This window comes from Actinoalloteichus caeruleus DSM 43889 (assembly GCF_000429185.2).
Classification (GTDB): Bacteria; Actinomycetota; Actinomycetes; order Mycobacteriales; family Pseudonocardiaceae; genus Actinoalloteichus_B; species Actinoalloteichus_B caeruleus.
Window position 1 is genome coordinate 2,283,192 of sequence record NZ_AUBJ02000001.1, and the last position, 18,770, is coordinate 2,301,961.

Genomic DNA, 18,770 nt, shown 5'->3' on the forward strand with positions numbered 1-18,770 from the left:
GCCCTCGGCCGGAGTCGGTCACCGGCGAGGGCGGGACGCCGGCGAACCGGTCAGGGGCCGCGCGGCGGTGGGAGCGGGCCGGCGGGCGCTCCGGACACCGGAGGACGACCCCGCGCCGGCGACGACCTCCCCCGCGAACGCCGAAGCCGGGGCGTCGGCCCCGTGACGTCCGGCAAGGAGAGGCGCACCGCCCGGACCGTGCCACCGGGCCACCGCCAGCCGACCCAGCAGCTAGGCGAAAACTTTCCTCGATATACCACTTGCCAATATATCCGCCACCACTTCCCGGTCAATAGGTCGAAGGATTTCCACGTTTCCGGCCATCGGTGGATTGACGGAGCCCCCAAACGCGCGGCGCGCGCCGGACCTGGTCCGACGCGCGCGGCTCGTGGAGCGGGATCGTTGGGTCAGAGGCCGATCTTGCCGACGCCGGCCCCGGCGGTCACCACACCGGGGACCCGCTCGGCGGCGATCGGCGTGTAGCCGTAGGGGATCGGCCGCACCTGCGCCCCGTTCCTGGCCTCCGGCGTGCCGGAGTTGTCCAGCCAGTTGTTCAACAACAGGGTGTTGCCGGGAGGGGAGGTGGTGCCGGAGGAGGCCAACACCGGCCGGCGCACGTTCTCGAAGTAGTTGCGCTCGACGTAGACGCCCGCCTCGATGTTCGAGGACACGCCGTAGCTGCCGACGTCGCGGAAGTAGTTGTTCAGCACGTGCACGGGGTTGCCGAACCGCACGCGCGGGTTGCGCTGGTTGGTGCCCTCGAACAGGTTGTGGTGGTAGGTGACGCGCAGCCTGCCCCGGTCCATCCCCCCGTCGTTGTCCGAGGAGCCGACCAACGAGGTCTTGTCGTGGTTGTGCAGCCGGTTCCAGGACACGGTGACGAAGTCGGAACCACGGCGGATGTCGATCAGACCGTCGTACGCGTTCGACAGGTCGTTGTGGTCGATCCAGATGTTCGTGGAGCCGTCCTGGATGTTGATCGCGTCGTCGTTGGACCCGGTGAGGACCAGGTTCCGGATGATGATGTTGCGCTGACCGTTGATCGTCAGGCCACCGCCCCGGATACCCGAGTTGGACCCGACCCCCAGGATGGACTTGTTGGAACCCACCCGCTGCATGCCGCTGACCTGGATCATCCCCTGCACCCGGATGATCAGGCGCTCCGAGGAGTTCAGGTTGCTGGCGAGCTGGGAGGCGTTGGTGACGGTGACCGTCCGACCACCGGCGCCTCCGGTGGTTCCGCCGTTCTGCGAGGCCCACCCGACGGGGGCGCTGTCCTGGGCGAGCGCCGCCGACTGGGTCACCGCCAGCGTCCCGCCCGCCGTGGCCAGGACCGCCGCGAGCGCGGTCAGCGCGCGCCGCCAGCCCCGCCGGGGCAGGGGCTGACGGCCGGGTCTCGGTCGGATCTCGTCTGTTCTCATCAGGAAACCTCTCGTCGTGGCCAGGGAACGGTCCATGACCGTGGGAAGGGGAGGGGAGGGCGGTGCCGGGCGGTAAAGGCCGCGTCGGAGCGCCGGAGAAGCCGACCCGGGAGCCGACGACCGCGCCCCGGGGGAACGGAACGTAGCAACGGGGTTCCGGAGGGTCAACGCGGCGGGGCGGGTGGGCCAGGCGAACGGCGCCGCTTTCGATAACCCACCGTCGCCCCGGGCAGATCGAACGGGTTCGAATGGCCGGCGGCGGCCAGGAAACGCACGAGAAGGCGCCGTCGTCCCCGGACCGCCGTCCGGTCGCACGGTCCGGTTCGTGGACAGGACCTACCGCCGAACGAGGGACCGGTGCTCGACACGCCCCCACTCCGGCACCGGCTCGGCCAGACTGGGCCGAGCCGTCACCGCACCGGGTCACCCCCGGCCCGCCGTCGGACGCGTCCGCCGACCGCCCCGCTCCGGGCCCCCGGTGGCGTCTCCCCGCGACACCGTCCCGCCGTTCGGTCCACGAGATTGGGAGAGCCGCCGATGAGCTCGCTCCGCACCCCCGCCGCCCCCGGTGTCCCCGTCCTGGGCTCGCTGGTCGACCTCCGACGTGACGCGCTCCAGGCCTACCTGCGGGCCTGCCGGGACCGTGGTGACGTCGTGCGGTTCGTCGCGGGCCCACCCGGGCTGCGCGTCGCGTTCCACGCGGTCTTCTCCGCGAGCGGGGCCGCCCAGGTCCTGTCGGCCGGGGCCCCGTTCCACAAGGGAGGCCACCTGTACCGGGAGGTCAGGGCCGTCATCGGGGACGGTCTGCTCACCAGCGACGGTGGTGACCACGTCCGCCAGCGGCGCCTGGTCCAGCCGCTGTTCACCCGGCGCCGGGTCGACGGCTACGCCGAGGGCATCCGGGAGGAGACCACCCGCACCCTCGACGGGTGGCGGGGCCGGGACGGCGAGGTGGTCGACATCGCCGGGGAGATGACCGACCTGACCCTCCGGGTGGTGACCCGCCTGCTCTTCGGGGCGGACGGCAGCGCGGCGGTCCCCACCATCCAGCGCTGCTTCCCGGTGCTGAACTCCTGGACCTACCGGCGGGGGACCAGCCCCGTCCGGACGCCCCGCGAGTGGCCCACCCCCGCCAACCGGCGGGCGGCGTCGGCCCGCGCGGAGCTCTACGCGCTGTGCGACCGGATCATCGCCGACCGCGCCTCGGCTGGCGCGGACGGCGCCGACCTGCTCAGCAGGTTGATCCGCACCCGGGACGAGGACGGCGACCGCCTCTCCCCCTCCGAGGTGCGGGACCAGGTGCTGCTGTTCCTCCTCGCCGGCCACGAGACGACGGCGACGGCGTTGTCCTTCTCGCTGCACCTGCTCGCCACCCACCCGGAGGAGCAGCGGCGGACGCGGGACGAGGTGGACCGGGTGCTGGGTGGCCGGGAGCCGTTACCGGCCGATCTCCCCGACCTCGACCACACCACCCGGGTGGTCAAGGAGGCGCTGCGCCTCTACCCGTCCGCCCCGGTGATCGCGCGCAGCGCGCGGGAGGACACCGAGATCGACGGCCACCGCATCCCGGCCGGCACGGAGGTGGCGCTCATGCCGTGGGTGACCCACCGGCACCCGGCCTACTGGTCAGAACCCGAGCGGTTCGACCCCGACCGCTTCCTGCCCGAGCGGGAGGCCACCCGGCCCCGCTACGCCTGGTACCCCTTCGGCGGGGGACCTCGGGCGTGCATCGGCCAGCACTTCTCCATGCTGGAGACGGTGTTGGTCCTGTCGATGCTGACGCACGCGTACCGCTTCGAAGCGGTGGACCGGACCGTCCCGGTCGGTCAGGGAGTGACCCTGACGCCCCTGGGCCCGAACAGGTGCCGCCTGGTCGCGCGCTGACCCGGCGCGGCACCGCTCCCGGCGGGAACGGCGGGGCAGCACGCGGGCGAACCCGCCGGACCGGGACCGACCGGCGGGGGCGGCCCGGTCGGTCAGTGGCCGTCGTGCGTCCAGAGCCGGGCGTCGGCGCGCGCCGGGTCGTTGGCGCAGCTGATCAGCCCGTAGCCGGCGGCCATGGCGAGGAGCACTCCCGCCGCCGCGGGCGGGTACCAGAGCAGCGCCACCGCGACGAGGAGAAGCACGCCGCCCAACGCGAACAGCGCGGCACGCCGGGTGTCGGACATGGTTGACCTCCCTGTTCGTGGTCCTGATGTCCTCGGTGTCGATGCCACCACCCCCCGCGTTACCGGTCGATCGCCGATTCACACGGCCCCGCGTCCACCGTCACCCGAACGCGGGTGCGGAGAACGCGGGTGAGGTGGTGACCGGGAAGGCCTCGGAGATCGGGAGGGACCCGAGTGCCGGGTGCCACCGGCCGAGCCCCCTCGGCCGGTGGCACCCGCGCGACGGCGGCCGTCCGCGTCATTGAGCGGGTGGGAACACCGGTCCTATGCTGAACGGGCCGCCCGGATCCGAGTGCCTTCCTCGGTCCGACAGTTCCCTGTCCGGACCACTGGTCACCCCAGAAGGCAGGTCATGAGGAACCCACTGAGAACCGCAGGAACCCTGCTCGCCTCCCTACTGCTCACCCTGTTCGTCGTCACTCCCTCGGCGCACGCCCAGGCCGGCTTCACCGTCTCCGACGGTCGGCTGTACGACGCGAACGGCAACGAGTTCATCATGCGCGGGGCCAGCCACCCCCACGCGTGGTTCACCCACGAGACCGGCGCCTTCGCCGACATCAAGGCGCTGGGCGCGAACACCGTGCGCGTGGTGCTCAGCAGCGGCCACCGCTGGGAGCGCAGCGACGTCGACGACGTCGCGAACGTGGTCTCGCTGTGCAAGGCCAACCGGCTGATCTGCGTGTTGGAGGTCCATGACACGACCGGGTACGGGGAGCAGGACGGCGCGGCCAGCCTGGACCAGGCCGTGGACTACTGGCTCGACGTCCGGGAGGCCGTGGAGGGCGAGGAGGCCTACGTCATCGTCAACATCGGCAACGAGCCGCACGGCAACACCGGGTACGAGGCGTGGACGGCGGACACCATCGGCGCGATCGAGCGGCTGCGGTCGGCCGGGTTCACCCACACGCTGCTGGTGGACGCGCCGAACTGGGGGCAGGACTGGACCTTCACCATGCGGGACAACGCCGAGGAGGTCTTCGCCAGCGACCCGGCGGGCAACACGGTGTTCTCCATCCACATGTACGGCGTGTACGACACCGCGACGAAGGTCAGCGACTACCTGGCCGCCTTCCAGGACGCGAACCTGCCGCTGGTCATCGGCGAGTTCGGGCACTACCACTCCGACGGCGACCCCGACGAGGACGCGATCATGGCGGGCGCCGAGTCCCGGGGCCTCGGGTACATCGGGTGGTCCTGGAGCGGCAACAGCACCGAGGTCGGCTACCTCGACATGGTGAACGACTTCGACGGGAACAGCCTGACGTCGTGGGGGGAGCGGATCTTCCACGGGGAGAACGGGATCGCCGACACCTCGGTGGAGGCCTCGGTGTACGGGGACGACGGCGGCGGTGGCACGGGCCCGTCGTGCTCGGTGGGCTACCGGGTCGTCAACCAGTGGCCCGGCGGCTTCCAGGGTGAACTGGTCATCGGGAACACCGGTTCCGCCGAGGTGTACGGCTGGCGGCTGGACTGGGAGCTCCGCGACGGTCAACGCGTCCAGAACCTGTGGGGCGGGGTCGTCGAGCAGCGGGACGGTGCCGTGAGCGTCACCAGCGCCCCGCACACCGCGACCATCCCCGCCGGGGGCTCGGTGACCGTCGGGTTCACCGCCACCTGGACCACCGTGAACACCGGGCCGACCGGGTTCACGCTCAACGGCTCGGCCTGCGCGCTGGCGTGAGGACCGGGCGGAGGCCCGGGCGCCACCTCGGCCCGCGAGGCGGGGCCGAGGTGGCTGGCGATCCCCGCCCCGCCGACGCAGGGGCGAGCGGGCTCACTCGACCGATTCGGGCTCCCTGGCGGCGAGGCGCCGCAGCAGGACGAGTTCGACGAGGTCGTTGACGGTGCGCAGCGAGCCGTAGGCGATCGGGTCGTCGGCCAACGCGATTCCGTACTCGCGCTCCACGCTCCCCACGAGTTCCCGGAAACGCTCCTCGCTGAGGTCGTCGAGTCCGAGCGAGACCCGACCGGTCACGCTGTCCGGGGAATCGGAGTGCTGCTCGACACCGAGGACGGCCAGGACGAACTGGCGGATCTCGTCTCTCATGGAACCTCTCTCGTGTTTTCGGGTCGGGCCGACGTTTCGGGGCGTTGACGATATCCGGGTACGCGGAAAGAAGATCCCGCCGATCGGCGGGGTGCCATCCTCCCCGGACCGACACTACAGCGCGGGCACCGTGGTGACGGCGCCCATCCGGACGCCGATCCTCCTCCACCGAGATCCAGCCGGCCCAGACATTTCGCCCATTGCCCCCAGGGCCAGGACAATCAGCCACTTCGAACGTGATTCAGTTTCGACAATGACCCGACAATAGGGCAATTTTCGAAACGGGAATCTCCATTTCTCACTCTTTGGAGTGCAGGTCCTGATCCCACCTTGCAGGAGCTCCGGAAAAGGCGATAGCCATTGAACTCGTGAACCCCGCCGCGAGGTGTCCTTCTCGGTTCCCTTCCCGCATGGTCCTCGGGAGGAGCGGACCGCTCGTCAGCCCCGCGCCGGGCTGGCGGCACCTCGGCGGGGTGGGGCGGAACCGGATGCCACGGCTGGCGGGCCCACCAGCCCCACCAGCCCCACCGGACCGGCGAACCGACCGAACACGTCCGGCGACCGCACCCGCCGGGCACGGTCCTCCGGGCCGCCCGGCCAGGGTGCGGGTGATCTCCGGGAGGTCGCCCGCACCGACGGCGCTCCGGGCACGAGGGAGCGGTACTCCCCCCACGCTCCCGTCCGCCCCACGCTGAGTCCCTGGTCGTTCGCGGGGCGCGGTGCTGCCCCTCGGCCCGCGGCCCTACCGTCGTGGAAGCTGAGACACGGTCCGATGCGCATCCTCCTCACCGCACCGCCCGGCATCGGGCACGTGCTCCCCCTCGTCCCCCTCGCCTGGGCCGCCGAACTCGCCGGGCACGAGGCCCTCTTCGCCTCGACGGGTCCGGCGCTGGCGATGGCCATCCACTCGGGCCTGCGCTGCGCCGAGGTCTGCGGCACCGACATCGCCGACACCTACCGCCGCACCGCCGACCACGTCCAGTTCCCCCGCCCGCTGACCCGGAGCGAGGCGCAGCTGGTCCTGGCGGGGTGGAGCAAGTACGCCGAGCCCCACAGGGCGCCCGTGCGCTCGGCCGCCGAACGGCTGTTGTCCGGCACGGTCGGCCTGACCGCGGCGGTGGGCGAACGGATGATCGACGGCCTGGTCGGCCTGATCCACCGCTGGTCCCCGGACGTCGTCGTGGCCACCGGGCAGATGCCGGCCGGAATCCTGGCAGCCGAGGTCACCCGCGTGCCGTTGGTCCTGCACCGCTCCGGTGTGGCCGGTCCGGTGCCGGCGGCGGCGTTGGCGTCCATGTCGGGCGCCCGAGCCCGCTACGGACTACCCGACGGCGAGGTGATCCCGACGGCGGTGGTCGACAGCTGCCCCGACAGCCTGCGGCCGACGGGCAGCGACGCGGGGGTACCGCTCCGGTGGACCAGTTACACCGGCGGCGGTGTCCTGCCCTCCTGGGCGCTGTCCGCGCCGGCGCGTCCCCGGGTGTGCGTGATGGCCGGATCGTCCCTGCCGGCCCGCACCGAGGACCTGCTCTTCGGCCAGCTCGTCGCGCGGCTGGGCCGGCGCGACGTCGAGGTGGTGGTGAGCACGGGCGGGGCGGACCTGTCGAGGTGGTCACCGCTGCCCTCCAACGTGCGCGTCGCGACCTGGTTCCCCCTGCCCGCCGTGCTCCCCACCTGCGTGGCCCTCATCCACCACGGGAGCACCTCCTCGACCTTCGCCGCACTGGCCAGCGGGGTCCCCCAGCTGGTCCTGCCCCGGTCGCTGGAACAGCCGATGAACGCGGCCTCGGTGGTGGAACGGGGGGTGGGCGACGCCTGCGCCCTGCTGCCCGAGACCGTCGACGAGGTCGGCTCGGCCCTCGACCGCGTCCTGGACGACGACGTGCTGCGGTCGGCGGCGCGGGAGGTGGCCGAGGAGATCGCCGCGCTGCCCGCCCCCTCGCACGTCCTGAACCGGCTCTCCGAGTTCGTCCCGTAGTCCCCCACCCCGCCGTACCCCGAGGACCGGGGCACGAGGTCGGGGCCGAGCGCTGGACGCGCGACCGGGCAGCAGGCGGCACGGAGCCGGCGCCCGGGGAAGGTGGACGACCCCGGGTTCTCCCACACCGACCCCCGAAATCCGACGTCGCCATCGCCGGACGTCCGCCTCGGCCACCACGCTCGGGGAGCCAGCGAAATCCGGAGGATTTCCCGGCACGGCCACCGCAGCGCTCAGAAGTTCCACCCGTCCGGGATGACCATCCGCCCCGGCGCGGGACCGCGAATACGCACCGGCCGTGGCACCGAGCCGTCCTTCCCGGGCGGCGGACGGTTACCGGATCAGCATTGGTCCAAAAAGCCCTGGCACTCCTGATGAATGTCTTAGAATCGAGGAATCCGGCGCGCGCTTCGCCAATCCGGACCGGGTGCGTCCGGGGGAGACAGGCTCGACCTTTTGGGGGAATCCTGCGACTGGACGTGCTGGGGCCGCTGTCCCTGTTCGGTGACGACGGCCAGCAGATCGTCGTGCCGCGCGGCAGGGCGGCGACGGTCCTCGCGTTCCTGACCGCCCGCCGCGGCCAGCCGGCACGCCGGGACCTCCTGGTGGACGTGCTGTGGGGCGAACGCCCACCCCGCACCAACGCGGCCAGCGTGCACAACTACGTCTCCACCGTGCGGGCCCTGCTGAACCGGGCGACCGAGTCCGGCGCGGACCGGCTCCTGCTCACCCCCCAGGGCTACCGGCTCGTCCTCCACCCCTCGGAATGCGACCTCCTGGAGTTCGAAGGCCTCGTGTCGGCCGGACGCGACGCGGCCCGACGGGGAGAACCCGCGCGGGCGGCGCGGCAGCTCCGCCGGGCACTGGACCTGTGGCGCGGGGAACCCTTCCCGCAGCTGGCCTCCTCCCCCCGTTCCTGGTCCGAGCCGAGGCGGCTCCACGAGCTGCGGCAGTCGGTCCACGAGGACTGCCTGGAGGCCGAGCTGTCGCTGCGACGTCCCGCCGAGCTGGTACCCGAGCTGCGGCAACTCGTCGAGGACGAACCGCTCAGCGAACGCGTCCGCGCGCTGTTGATGCGCGCGCTGGTCCTCGCCGGCGAGACCGCCTCCGCGCTCGCCGTCTTCCAGGAGGCCCGGGAGACGCTGGTGAACGCGCTGGGGATCGAACCCGGCCGGGAGCTGCGCGAACTGCACGGCAGCATCCTGCGCGACGACATGCCCCGCACTCCTCCCCCGCCCGGTGGCGACGCGGAGGGGACGACGGCCGATCCGGGATCGGACGAGACCGGTCCGGACCCGTGCGAGACCGACCCGTGGACCCCGCCCAGGCAGTTGCCCCGTGACCTGCCGGACTTCGTCGGTCGGGACGAGGTGCTGGCCCAGATCCTGGCGCACGCCGCATCCACGCGCTCCGTCCCCGTCCTGGTGGTCACGGGCGGGCCGGGGACCGGCAAGACCGCGTTGGCCGTCCACGCCGCCCACCACCTCGTCCCCCGGTTCCCCGACGGCCAGCTGTACCTGAACCTCGGTGGCGGGTCCGAACACCCCGTCACCCCGGAGGACGCGTTGGCGGCGCTGTTGCGCAACCTCGGGGTGACCGACGCGTGCGTGCCCACCGAGCTCGAACACCGGGCGGCCGCCTACCGCAGCCGGCTCGCCGGGCGTCGCGTGCTGGTCGTCCTCGACGACGCCGCCGACGTCGACCAGATCACCCCGTTGTTGCCCGGGACCGCCGGCAGCGCCGTCCTGGTCACCGGCCGGCGACGGCTCCCCGCGCTGCCCAGCGACCTCTCGACCGTGCTCGAACCCTTCACCCCCGAGGAGTCACTGCGGTTCCTCGCCCGGCTGCTCGGTGCCCAGCGCGTCGAGGACGAGCCGGAGGCGGCCGCCCGCCTGGTGGAACTGTGCGGGGGCCTGCCGCTGGGCATCCGGATCATGCTGTCCCGGTTGGAGACCCGTCGTCACTGGTCGTTGGCCTCCCTCGTCGGGAGGATGCGCGACGAGAGGCGCGTGCTCGACGGTTTCGACGCCGGGCACCTCAGCGTGCGCGCCAGCTTCACGCTGTCCTACTCGGGACTGGGTGAGGCCGAACGTGCCCTGTTCCGGCGTTTCCCGCTCACCCCCGCCCGGGAGCTGGCCTGCTGGGCGCTGGCCGCGCTGGCCGGCACCAGGAACCCCGACGAGGCCATCGACCACCTGCTCCTCGCCCACCTGGTGGAGCCCGCCGACGGCCCGTACGAGCGCTACCGGGTGCACGACCTGGTCCGGTCCTTCGCGGCGGAGCGCGGCGCCGAGGCCGACGGCCTGGTCGGCGAGTCGACGAGCGAGGCGCGGGCCGCTGTCCGGCGGTTGTTCGACACGGCCCACGCCCTCATCGGCGCCGCCCACCGGCGGCTGCCGACACCGGGGGGTTGGCCGACACCGTGCGGGTCGCCTCCCGCATCGCCACCGCCCGTCCCCGTGCCGCCGGGGTTGGCGGAGGACGCCATGTCCTGGTTGACCGAGGAGGCCCCGACACTGGTCCCGACCCTCGTGCAGGGGTGTGAGCTGGGGTGGGCGGCCTCGTCGTTGGACGCGGTGGAGCGCCTCGCGCCGTTCCTGGCGTTCCGGCACCGCACCGACGAGACGCGTCGGCTGTACCGCGCCGTCGCCTCCGGACTGGCCGATGACCGCCGGCTCCTGGCCAGGGCCCACTTCGGCCTGGCCCAGTCGGAGGTGATGGCCGGGCGGCTCGACTCCGCCTCGATGCTGCTCGACGAGAGCGCCTGGCTGCTGGCGGACGCCGGTGACCACGACGCCCTCGCGCACACCCTGGTGCTCGCCAGCTTCTGCCGCACCCACCACCAGGAGTTCGACGTGGCGGAACGACTGGCGAAGCGCGCGCTGCGGGTGGCGGAGACCACGCGGGACCGGCACGCCCTGGTCCGATCCCTGCGGCAGTGGGGCAACGTCCGGTTGAAGCGGGGCGACGACCGGGCCGCCGTCCACCTCCTGGACCACGCGCTCACGCTCGTGGAGGGCCACGACGAGCCCGATCTGGAGGCGATGGTGCTGAACACGCTGGCCAACGCCCTGATCGGCCTCGGGGAGCTCGACCGCGCGGACCACCTGTGCGACCGCGCGGTGTCGCTGCTCGACGTGTTGGGCCAACCGGTCGGCCGCGCCTACGTGCGGGTGGCCCAGGTGGTGATCCGCGCCGAACGCGGCGATCACCTCGAGTCCCTGGCGATCGCCCAGGACCTGCTCACCACCTTCCGCCAGTTCGGGGACCAGCGGGGCGAGGCCTACGTGCGCCACCGGATGGCGCTGGCCGAGCTGGCGTTGGGCAGGTCGGCCAGGGCCGTTCCGCTGCTGCGGGCGGCGTCGAGCCTGTACCAGGCACTCCACATGCCGACCAAGGCCCACGAGGTGCGGTCCACCCTCGACTCCCTGATGCCGCGCTGAGGGGACCCCCGCCGCCACGCGGTTTCCGCCGGGTGGCACGATCGGCCCGTCCACTCCGGACCGCCGACGGATCGACCCCGCCCGGCGCGGGTCCCCAGTCCCGTCGGGACAACCGCTCCACGCGGCCGGCCCACGGGGGTACGACCACCGGATCGGACGTGTCCCGGGAGTGGACGAATCCTGTACCGTCAGAACTCGCGCGGCAGTGGCCGGACGACCGCCCTCGCCCCCGCCTCCCACCCCGGGCCCGGTGTCCGCCGCCCCTGAGCCCGGTGTTAGGGCTTTCTTAGCGCGCCGGGCGAGACTGGGCCGCCGCCCGCGCTGGACCGGTGCCGCGGGCCTGTCCCACGGAGGCGGGATTGAGGTTCGGAATCCTGGGATCACTCGAGGTCGAGGACGACGCATGTGACGTTCGGACACCTGGAGCGTCGAAACCGCGTGTCCTGTTGGCACACCTGTTGACGAACGCCGACCGGGTGGTGTCGGTGGAACGGCTCATCGCCCAGATGTGGCGGAGGCAGCCGCCGAGGACGGCGCGGACCGCCCTGCACGTCTACGTGTCGAAGCTGCGGCGGCTGTTGGGCGGGGAGACCACCACACCCGACCGGTCGATGCTGGTCACCCAGCCTCCCGGCTACCTGCTGCGCCTCGGCGGGGCTGGCCTGGACGCCCGGGTGTTCGACACCCTGCTGGCGACCGCCAGGACCCGCGCCAACCAGGGCCGGCTGTGCGAGGCGTCGCAGCTGATCACCGACGCCCTGGGGCTCTGGCGGGGGCCGGCGCTGGCCGACGTCCGGTCGGCCGGCGGCGATCTGGAGAACGAGGCCCGCCGGCTGGACGAGACCCGGATCACCGCCTACGAGCGGCGCGTCGAACTCGACCTCCAGCTCGACCGGCACGCCGACCTGGTCGGCGAGCTCTACGCGGCCACCTCGGACCACCCGATGCGGGAGAGCCTGCACGAGTACCTCATGGTGGCGCTGCACCGCTCGGGCCGGCCGGGCGAGGCGCTGGAGGTCTACCGGGCGATCCACCGCTCGCTCCAGGACACGCTGGGGCTGGAGCCGGGGCCCCGGCTCCAGCGGTTGCAGCGGACGGTGCTCACCCGCGGCGCGGAGGACCTGGAGTACCCCGGCAGGTGGCCGGGGTCGGGCCGAGGGTTGGCCGGCGGCACACGGCCTCGCCCGAACCTGTCGGTGCGGAGCGCCTGAACCACCGGGGACACGGGTCGGGAGCCCAGTCCTGGCGGCGGGCCGGTGGGCCGGTCATGGTCCCGCCCACCGGGTCCGGCCCCGGTGCCGAGGGGGTTCCATCGGGATGCGCGGCCGGCGGGGGTGCCGGCCGGTTTCGCCCGCCATGCAGCGAACGTGCAGGGCGGCAGGGTTCACTCGTGCGGTCCACGCACTCGACGGAGGGGGTTCGATGACGAAGAGGACGAAGGGGACCACGGGCGCGGAGGCGACGCACCACCGGTTCCTGGTGTTGGGGAACGAGACCGGGCAGTACTCGGTGCGGCCGGCGTTCGCCGAGGTGCCCAGCGGCTGGACGGTGGCGTTCGGGGCGGACACCAGGAGGAACTGCCTGGATTTCCTGGTCTCGCGGTGCCCGGTCGCCCAGGGGAGGGGCTCGTTCCGGGCAGGGTGAACCACGGGCACCGCCTCGCCAGCGGGGGACGGCGGTGCGGCGGGCGGGGCCGTGGAGCGCGGCGCGGCGGGGGCTGGTCGGCGGTCCCCGACGGGTGGGCGCGGGTCCGGGCTGGACGGGAGACGTGCCGGTTGGGTTCACTGTGGCCGGGAGGATCACCCCGGGTGCCCGACCGGTGACGGTCGGCGAGGTTCGCCGTTCGGGGCTCCCGCCGTTGACCGCCGTCCAGGAAGGCATGCCCACCGTGACAACCTCGACCACCGGGACCGAGTCGCCGTGGTTCCGGCGTTTCCACCGCACCGCCGTCAACCCGAGGGCCCGCCTGGTGTGCTTCCACTCCGCCGGGGGCAACGCCAACCAGTTCCGCTCCTGGCCGGGACTGCTTCCGCTGGACCTGGACGTGCTCGCCGTCCAGCCTCCGGGACGGCAGGACCGGATCGGTGAGCCGGTGGTGGACCGGATGGACGACCTGGTGTCCCTCGTCGTGGCGGAGCTCCTCCCGCTCACCGACCTACCGCTCGTCCTGTTCGGGCACAGCATGGGCGCCGCGGTCGCCCACGAGGTCGCGGCGCGGCTGGAGGACGAGCACGACGTGCGGGTTCCCCTGCTGCTGGTGTCGGGGCGGGCCGGCCCCGGCCGGACTCGACCACGGGGGCTGGCGTACGCCGACGACGAGACCCTGCTGGCGGACGTGTCCCGGCTGAGCCAGTTGGACCGCGCCCTGTTCGCCGACCCCGACCTGCGGGAGGTGGTGCTGCCGTCGATCCGGGGTGACTACCGGCTGGTGGAGACCTACCGGGCCCCGGTAGGCCGGACGGTGGAGGCGCCGATCGTGGCCTACACCGGTGCTGCCGACCCCGTCGTCCGCGTCGAGGACGTGCGGGAGTGGGCCACGGCGACCTCGTCCAGGTTCGAGATGCGGGTCTTCGACGGAGGCCACTCCTACCTGGTGCCGCAGGAGGCGGCGTTGGTGGCCGACGTGCGCGTCAGGATCGACCGGGCACTCGGCTGACTGGAACGGCGGCCCCTTCCGGTGCTGGCCCCGGGGAACGGCACCGCTCGGCGACGTCCATCCACGCCAGGAGCTGGCGGGGCACTCGGCGGCTGACCTGGTCGGGCCGTCGACGAGGTTCGGCCGGAGGACGACGGGCGACGCGAGAACCCGGTGGGCAGCCACCGCGCACCGCCACGGGGGGCGTTCGGGAGGCGGAGCCGGGCCCCACCCCGACGCCCGACCCCACTCCGGCGGCGCCGAACGCGACGCGGGCGGGGAGGCGTGTCCCACCCCGCCCCGGAGCGTCCCCGCCAGGGGCGGTCGCCACGCCGCCTACCCCGACGATCATTGCCCCTGCGCTCGGGGGACTCGGCCCGACTCGGCTGGCCCCTGCCCGGCACGGAGGGTGCGGCACCCGGTCGATCCGGGGCGAGCCCGAGGGCGGCCGAGGGGAGGCCACCGGCTCCGGTGCTCGGCCGGGCACGCACCCCGACGCGGTGGTGCGCGGGCGCGAGTGCCGTCGGCGGCCGTCGCCCCCGGGGAACGGTGGACGACCGGGCGGGGCGGCCACACCGCCGTGACGGAGGTGGCGGAACGGCGCTCCGGCACCCCCCGCGGGCCCGACCGGACGAGGGTGGGCGCGCCGCGACGGCCGGGGGTCGCCGGTCACCTCGGGTCGGATCACCGACGGCGACGACATGGACCGCCCCGGTGGCGGACGTCCCCGGGGGTCCCTCAGCGGATCCAGCCGAACCCCTGGTTGTTGCCCAGGCCCAACCCCCAGGACCGGATCGCCTCGACGAAACGTGGGTCCGCGCTGAGCCGGACCCGGATGACGGCCCCGATCCTGGGCGCGCCCTGCACCAGGAACCGCCGGCGCGGACCGGAATCGACGAGGACCAGGTCCTGCGGCGCGGGCAGGCCCAGCACGTCGGCCTTGTGCCGCAGGTTGTGCGCCAGCCGGCCGAGGAACGCCGGGTGGGTGGGCTCGATGAACTGGTTGTCGTACTTCACGAGGACCGGGGTGGCCGTGGTCAGCTCCACCTCGCCCCCGGCCGTCGGTTCGGCGGTCTCCACGCGCACCTCCCGGACCCGCAGCACCGTCCTGCCCCAGCGCAGGCTGTCGTGCCGGTGGAGCGCGGCGGCCATCGGACCCGCGATCTCGGGCATGGGAGAGCCGAACCAGACCGCACCCCGGTCCGAGGTGGTGTAGACGCCACGCCGCCGAGGGGCGCCCCGGAACTGGGGGCAGGTCAGCCCGAAGGGGCGCATCGGATCCCCGCGCCACCCCTCGTCGTGCAGGCTGCGCGCGAGTTCCCCGTTCTGGCTGCGCAACAACGTGTAGGCGACAGCGCGCGCCGGGCCGAAGACGTCCGCCCAGTGCATGGTCTCCGCCTTGGTGTCGACGTCCACCCGAATCCGCATGGAATCCCCCGTGGTTGCCCCGCCAGTCCCGGAACCGGTTCGCGCGCCGGTGGCGGAATTCGGGGAACCGGGAACGGCACCCGTTCTCCCGGACGGCGAACGCGGTGAGGCGGTAGATTAGCGTCCGCGCTTCCGCCGAACGGCGGGCCCCCGCGTTCTCCCGCCGCCGATCATCGGAACACCGGTCCACTCCTGGCGAGGCACCTCAGCGTGGGCCGCTCCTTTTCCTCGTTCCCCTCGACGAATTCTGCGGGAGGACGCGGCCGAACCCCGGGAAAAACCAGCGGGCCGAGATCCGAAATTTTCGTGGTGATCTTTTCGACGCGTCTCCCGCCGGCGGTCGTCGTGCTCCGGCGGGCCGAGACCCGGCTCGGCCTCCGGTGCTCGTCGCCCCTCGATTCGCGGCCACGAGGTGGTACGGCGCCGGCCGGGGCTCCGGACCGGGAGGGGGTGGCCCGGTCCGACCACCGCGCGCGGTCGAACCGGACCGTCTCACCTCCCGCAACAGGGTCTGCGCCGACCCGCGAGCCGCCCCGCCGGTCGGAGACGGGCTCCCGGGCGCGGCACCCGGTCGAGCCCGTTCGCGTGGTGGTCAGTGGTCACGCCACCGGGACGGATCACCACCAGCCCGCAACGCCTCCAGCTCCCGGTGCGCGCGCTCCAGCTCCCGCCGGTAGACCCGCTGGTCGGCGTAGGCGCGGTGCCGGGGGCTGTCGAGGTGGCGGACACCGCCGCTGAGGTTGGGCCGCAGCTGCTTGCGGACCGCGAGCAGCCGGGCGGCCGGTCCGCCGAGCCGGTGGGTCAGCACGGCGCTGGCCACCAGGTCCGCCTGCCGGCTCAACAACGGGAACGCGCCGGCATCCGTCTCGAAGAGACCGAGGAAGAACAGGTCGGGGCGCCGCCGGTCCAGCACGTGGAGGTAGAGGTCGGGTGTCCCGGCCCCAGCCCCCACGAGCCCCGGCGGCAGGAACGGGAAGTCCACCCGGTAGCCGGTGGCCTGGATGACCAGGTCGGGACGCCAGGTGCTGTCGTCGGTGAAGCGGATCTCGGGCCCCTCCAGGGCGACCACGTCGGGAACCGCCGTGACGTCGCCGTGGCCGAGGTGGTGCAGGATGCGGTCGTTGAGGATGGGGTGGCTCTCGAAGATGCGGTGGTCGGGCGCGGGGAGGCCGTAGTCCTCTGGCCTGCCGGCGAGCAGCCGGAGCAGGCGCCGCATCACCGCCTGCCGCAGCCACGCCGGCAGCGGCGGGCTCTGGGCGGCGAAGACGTCGGCCGGCCGGCCCAGCACGTACTTCGGGATGACGTGGTAGCCGCGCCGCAGGCTCAACCGGGTCTCGACCGCCGCCGTCGCCGCGTCGCAGGCGATGTCCACCCCCGAGTTCCCGCCCCCGACGACCAGCACCCGACGCCCCCGCAGCCGTCCGGGCCCGTCGTAGTCCCTGGCGTGGATCAGCTCACCGTCGAAGGCACCGGGCCACTCGGGCCTCCGGGGCGTCCACTGCCGCCCGGTGGCGACCGCCAGGCCCGCGTACCGGTGGGAGCGCCCGTCGGAGAAGCTCACGGCCCAGCCGCCCGACGGCTCCGGCCGGGCGGAGGTCACCGCCCGCCCGCCGGTGAAGTGCTCGTGGACGTCGTGGTGCGCCGCGAACTCCCGCAGGTAGTCCAGGATCAGGCGGTGGCCCGGGTAGTCCGGGTAGCGCGCCGGCATCGGGAATCCCGCGAAGGCGGACATCGTGCGGGAGCTGATGAAATGCGCGGAATCGTAGAGCGGCGTCCCCGGATTCTCCCGATCCCACAATCCGCCGATCGCGTGATGTCGGTCGACGAGGTCGAAGGAAATGGACCGACGCCGGAACGCGGCGGCGAGCGCCAGACCGGCGGGTCCGGCGCCGATGACGAGATACCGGTCCGATGTCGACGCGGGACCACCGGAACCCGACGGCCGTTTCCTGGTGGTCATCACCAACCCCGAGAAGAAAGCGGAACTCGAATTGAATTCGAGTTATACTCCCAAGATCAGCACGCGGTCAAGTCCCTCCCGGAGGTCCGTGCCATGCCGGTGACACCGGAGAAACCATCCCGCCACCCCCACCCGGTGCCCGCGACCACGGCGCGCCACTGGCCGCCGCGCCGGCACCCCTCCCCCGGTTTCTGGGCGGGACGCCACGCCGTGGTGACCGGGGGGTCGAGCGGGATCGGACTGGCCCTGGTGGACCGGCTCCTCCACCTCGGAGCCCGGGTCAGCGCCGTCGCCCTGGACGACGAACACCTCGACCGGCTCACCCGCCGCGCCACCACCACCCCGCGCCTGGTGACCTGCGCCCTGGACGTCACCGACCTCGGCGCCACCCGCGACACGCTCGCCGGCCTCGCCGAGCAACACGGCCCGTGCCACTCCCTGTTCACCTGCGCCGGGATCACCGAACCCGGCTACTTCCACCGCCTGTCCGACGACACGTTCCGCTCCATCATGGAGGTCAACTACTTCGGCACCCTCCACTCCGTGCGCGCCGTGGTACCCGCCATGACCGCCGCCGGGCACGGCACCCTGACCTGCGTCGTGTCCGTCGCGGGGATCCTCGGGGTGTTCGGCTACGGCGCGTACTCGCCCAGCAAGTTCGCCGTGCGGGGGCTCACCGAGGTGCTGCGCCAGGAGCTCCGCCCGGCCGGCGTCCGCGTCAGCGCCGTCTACCCACCCGACGTCGACACCCCGATGCTCGCCCAGGAAACCCCGCTCAAACCCCCCGAGCTGCGCGCCCTCTCCGGAACGATCCGCCCCCTGAGCGCGAGCCGGGTCGCCGAAGCCATCCTCGCCGGCACCCAACGAGGACATCCGGTCATCATCCCGGACTGGCGCACCAGGGGGCTGCGGTGGGTGGCCGGCGCCGCGCCGGGAGTGGCGAACGCGATCATGGACCGGATCATCACCGGGGCGAGCCGGCCAGGAGGAGGCGATCCGCGGAACCCGGGCCCGACCCCGGACCGGCAGGACGGAAAGGCGAGGGCAGCACGTGAGCACAGCGATCCCCGGCTACCGACGTCGACCAGCGCAGGCGCGCACCCAGGAACGAGCACGCCGCATCCTCGCCGCGGCGGAGGAACTGCTGGTCGGTGAGGGCTACGCGGCCGTCACCACCAGCAGGGTGGCCGCCGTCGCCGGAATACCGGTGAGCTCCCTCTACCACCTCTTCCGCGACCGGGACAGCATCATCGACGCCCTCGTCGCGGGCTACCTCGACCGGTTCCTCGACATCACCGACGACATCTCCTCGGCCGTCGAACACCACACGGTGGGCCTCGACCAGGTGGTGTCCGAACTGGTCGACGGCTACGCCAGCCTCTACCGCACCGAACCCGGGTACCGGGTGCTCTGGCTGGGCGGCCACCTCGACGGCCGGCTCGCCGCCAAGGACCGCGACAACAGCAGCCGGGTCGCCGAACGGCTCCGGACCGTCCTGGCCGAACAACCCGAGGCCGCCCACCGACCCGAACTCGTCGCGCTCGCCTGCCGCGTCGGCGTCGAGATCGGCGACCACCTGCTGCGACTGGCCTTCCAGGAGAACCCGGACGGCGACCCCGCCATCCTGGAACAGGCCAAGATCGCCGTCACCGCCTACGTCCGCCAGGCCCTGACCCGACGCTGACGCCGG

At 73.0% G+C, this 18,770-nt stretch carries 14 protein-coding genes; 9 read left to right on the forward strand and 5 right to left on the reverse strand.

The window, feature by feature from the left end; all coding sequences use genetic code 11:
• Positions 1 to 407: 407 nt before the first annotated feature.
• Positions 408 to 1,421 carry a pectate lyase family protein gene (locus G443_RS08070; RefSeq protein ID WP_081715762.1) on the reverse strand — a complete coding sequence of 338 codons (1,014 nt, stop codon included), beginning with the start codon at positions 1,419 to 1,421 and terminating at the stop codon, positions 408 to 410.
• Positions 1,422 to 1,958: 537 nt separating this feature from the next.
• Here G443_RS08070 and G443_RS08075 point away from each other — a divergent pair.
• Positions 1,959 to 3,305, forward strand: a complete 1,347-nt coding sequence (locus tag G443_RS08075) for a cytochrome P450 (RefSeq protein ID WP_026420739.1) — start codon at positions 1,959 to 1,961, stop codon at positions 3,303 to 3,305.
• A 92-nt stretch (positions 3,306 to 3,397) separates the two neighbouring features.
• Here the strand turns inward: G443_RS08075 and G443_RS08080 are convergent, their stop codons facing one another.
• Positions 3,398 to 3,589, reverse strand: a complete 192-nt coding sequence (locus G443_RS08080; protein WP_026420738.1) for a hypothetical protein — start codon at positions 3,587 to 3,589, stop codon at positions 3,398 to 3,400.
• A 352-nt stretch (positions 3,590 to 3,941) separates the two neighbouring features.
• On the opposite strand from G443_RS08080, the gene G443_RS08085 reads away from it, so the two are divergent.
• Entirely contained in the window at positions 3,942 to 5,270 is a 1,329-nt protein-coding gene (locus G443_RS08085) for a cellulase family glycosylhydrolase (RefSeq protein WP_026420737.1), read from the forward strand.
• Positions 5,271 to 5,363: 93 nt separating this feature from the next.
• On the opposite strand, the gene G443_RS08090 is transcribed toward G443_RS08085, so the two are convergent.
• Positions 5,364 to 5,636: a hypothetical protein gene (locus G443_RS08090; protein WP_026420736.1), complete on the reverse strand. Its 273-nt coding sequence runs from the start codon at positions 5,634 to 5,636 to the stop codon at positions 5,364 to 5,366.
• Between the two features lie 772 nt (positions 5,637 to 6,408).
• On the opposite strand from G443_RS08090, the gene G443_RS08095 reads away from it, so the two are divergent.
• The 5 genes from G443_RS08095 (at position 6,409) to G443_RS08115 (ending at position 13,713) form a co-directional block, all read left to right on the forward strand.
• On the forward strand, positions 6,409 to 7,614 hold the full coding sequence (locus G443_RS08095; protein ID WP_026420735.1) for a nucleotide disphospho-sugar-binding domain-containing protein: 1,206 nt from the start codon (positions 6,409 to 6,411) through the stop codon (positions 7,612 to 7,614).
• Between the two features lie 479 nt (positions 7,615 to 8,093).
• Complete coding sequence (locus tag G443_RS08100; protein WP_051314445.1) at positions 8,094 to 11,057, forward strand: AfsR/SARP family transcriptional regulator; 2,964 nt, start codon at positions 8,094 to 8,096, stop codon at positions 11,055 to 11,057.
• A 446-nt stretch (positions 11,058 to 11,503) separates the two neighbouring features.
• A complete protein-coding gene (locus tag G443_RS08105) occupies positions 11,504 to 12,268 on the forward strand; it encodes an AfsR/SARP family transcriptional regulator (RefSeq protein WP_051314443.1) in 765 nt (254 codons plus the stop codon).
• A gap of 211 nt (positions 12,269 to 12,479) precedes the next feature.
• Positions 12,480 to 12,701, forward strand: a complete 222-nt coding sequence (locus tag G443_RS08110; protein ID WP_051314441.1) for an MbtH family protein — start codon at positions 12,480 to 12,482, stop codon at positions 12,699 to 12,701.
• Between the two features lie 235 nt (positions 12,702 to 12,936).
• Entirely contained in the window at positions 12,937 to 13,713 is a 777-nt protein-coding gene (locus G443_RS08115; protein ID WP_155886282.1) for a thioesterase II family protein, read from the forward strand.
• Between the two features lie 717 nt (positions 13,714 to 14,430).
• Here the strand turns inward: G443_RS08115 and cas6 are convergent.
• Positions 14,431 to 15,120 (reverse strand): CRISPR-associated endoribonuclease Cas6, encoded by a 690-nt coding sequence (cas6, locus tag G443_RS08120; protein ID WP_026420733.1) that lies wholly within the window; start codon positions 15,118 to 15,120, stop codon positions 14,431 to 14,433.
• Positions 15,121 to 15,712: 592 nt separating this feature from the next.
• Positions 15,713 to 17,080 (reverse strand): flavin-containing monooxygenase, encoded by a 1,368-nt coding sequence (locus G443_RS08125; RefSeq protein WP_051314436.1) that lies wholly within the window; start codon positions 17,078 to 17,080, stop codon positions 15,713 to 15,715.
• A 93-nt stretch (positions 17,081 to 17,173) separates the two neighbouring features.
• Here G443_RS08125 and G443_RS08130 point away from each other — a divergent pair, with 93 nt between their 5' ends.
• Together G443_RS08130 and G443_RS08135 are read left to right on the forward strand one after the other, a co-directional pair.
• Positions 17,174 to 18,235 carry an SDR family oxidoreductase gene (locus tag G443_RS08130; RefSeq protein ID WP_051314434.1) on the forward strand — a complete coding sequence of 354 codons (1,062 nt, stop codon included), beginning with the start codon at positions 17,174 to 17,176 and terminating at the stop codon, positions 18,233 to 18,235.
• A complete protein-coding gene (locus G443_RS08135; protein ID WP_026420732.1) occupies positions 18,132 to 18,764 on the forward strand; it encodes a TetR/AcrR family transcriptional regulator in 633 nt (210 codons plus the stop codon). The genes G443_RS08130 and G443_RS08135 overlap by 104 nt, the downstream gene beginning before the upstream one ends.
• The last annotated feature ends 6 nt before the right edge of the window (positions 18,765 to 18,770 follow it).

What these genes read in the sequence shown, in the direction of transcription:
- G443_RS08130 (WP_051314434.1), top strand. Translation starts at nt 17,174, where the DNA reads ATGCCGGTGACACCGGAGAAACCATCCCGCCACCCCCACCCGGTGCCC.
- G443_RS08090 (WP_026420736.1), bottom strand. Translation starts at nt 5,636, where the DNA reads ATGAGAGACGAGATCCGCCAGTTCGTCCTGGCCGTCCTCGGTGTCGAG.
- G443_RS08095 (WP_026420735.1), top strand. Translation starts at nt 6,409, where the DNA reads ATGCGCATCCTCCTCACCGCACCGCCCGGCATCGGGCACGTGCTCCCC.
- G443_RS08115 (WP_155886282.1), top strand. Translation starts at nt 12,937, where the DNA reads ATGCCCACCGTGACAACCTCGACCACCGGGACCGAGTCGCCGTGGTTC.
- G443_RS08085 (WP_026420737.1), top strand. Translation starts at nt 3,942, where the DNA reads ATGAGGAACCCACTGAGAACCGCAGGAACCCTGCTCGCCTCCCTACTG.
- G443_RS08125 (WP_051314436.1), bottom strand. Translation starts at nt 17,080, where the DNA reads ATGACCACCAGGAAACGGCCGTCGGGTTCCGGTGGTCCCGCGTCGACA.
- G443_RS08075 (WP_026420739.1), top strand. Translation starts at nt 1,959, where the DNA reads ATGAGCTCGCTCCGCACCCCCGCCGCCCCCGGTGTCCCCGTCCTGGGC.
- G443_RS08080 (WP_026420738.1), bottom strand. Translation starts at nt 3,589, where the DNA reads ATGTCCGACACCCGGCGTGCCGCGCTGTTCGCGTTGGGCGGCGTGCTT.
- G443_RS08070 (WP_081715762.1), bottom strand. Translation starts at nt 1,421, where the DNA reads ATGAGAACAGACGAGATCCGACCGAGACCCGGCCGTCAGCCCCTGCCC.
- G443_RS08110 (WP_051314441.1), top strand. Translation starts at nt 12,480, where the DNA reads ATGACGAAGAGGACGAAGGGGACCACGGGCGCGGAGGCGACGCACCAC.
- cas6 (WP_026420733.1), bottom strand. Translation starts at nt 15,120, where the DNA reads ATGCGGATTCGGGTGGACGTCGACACCAAGGCGGAGACCATGCACTGG.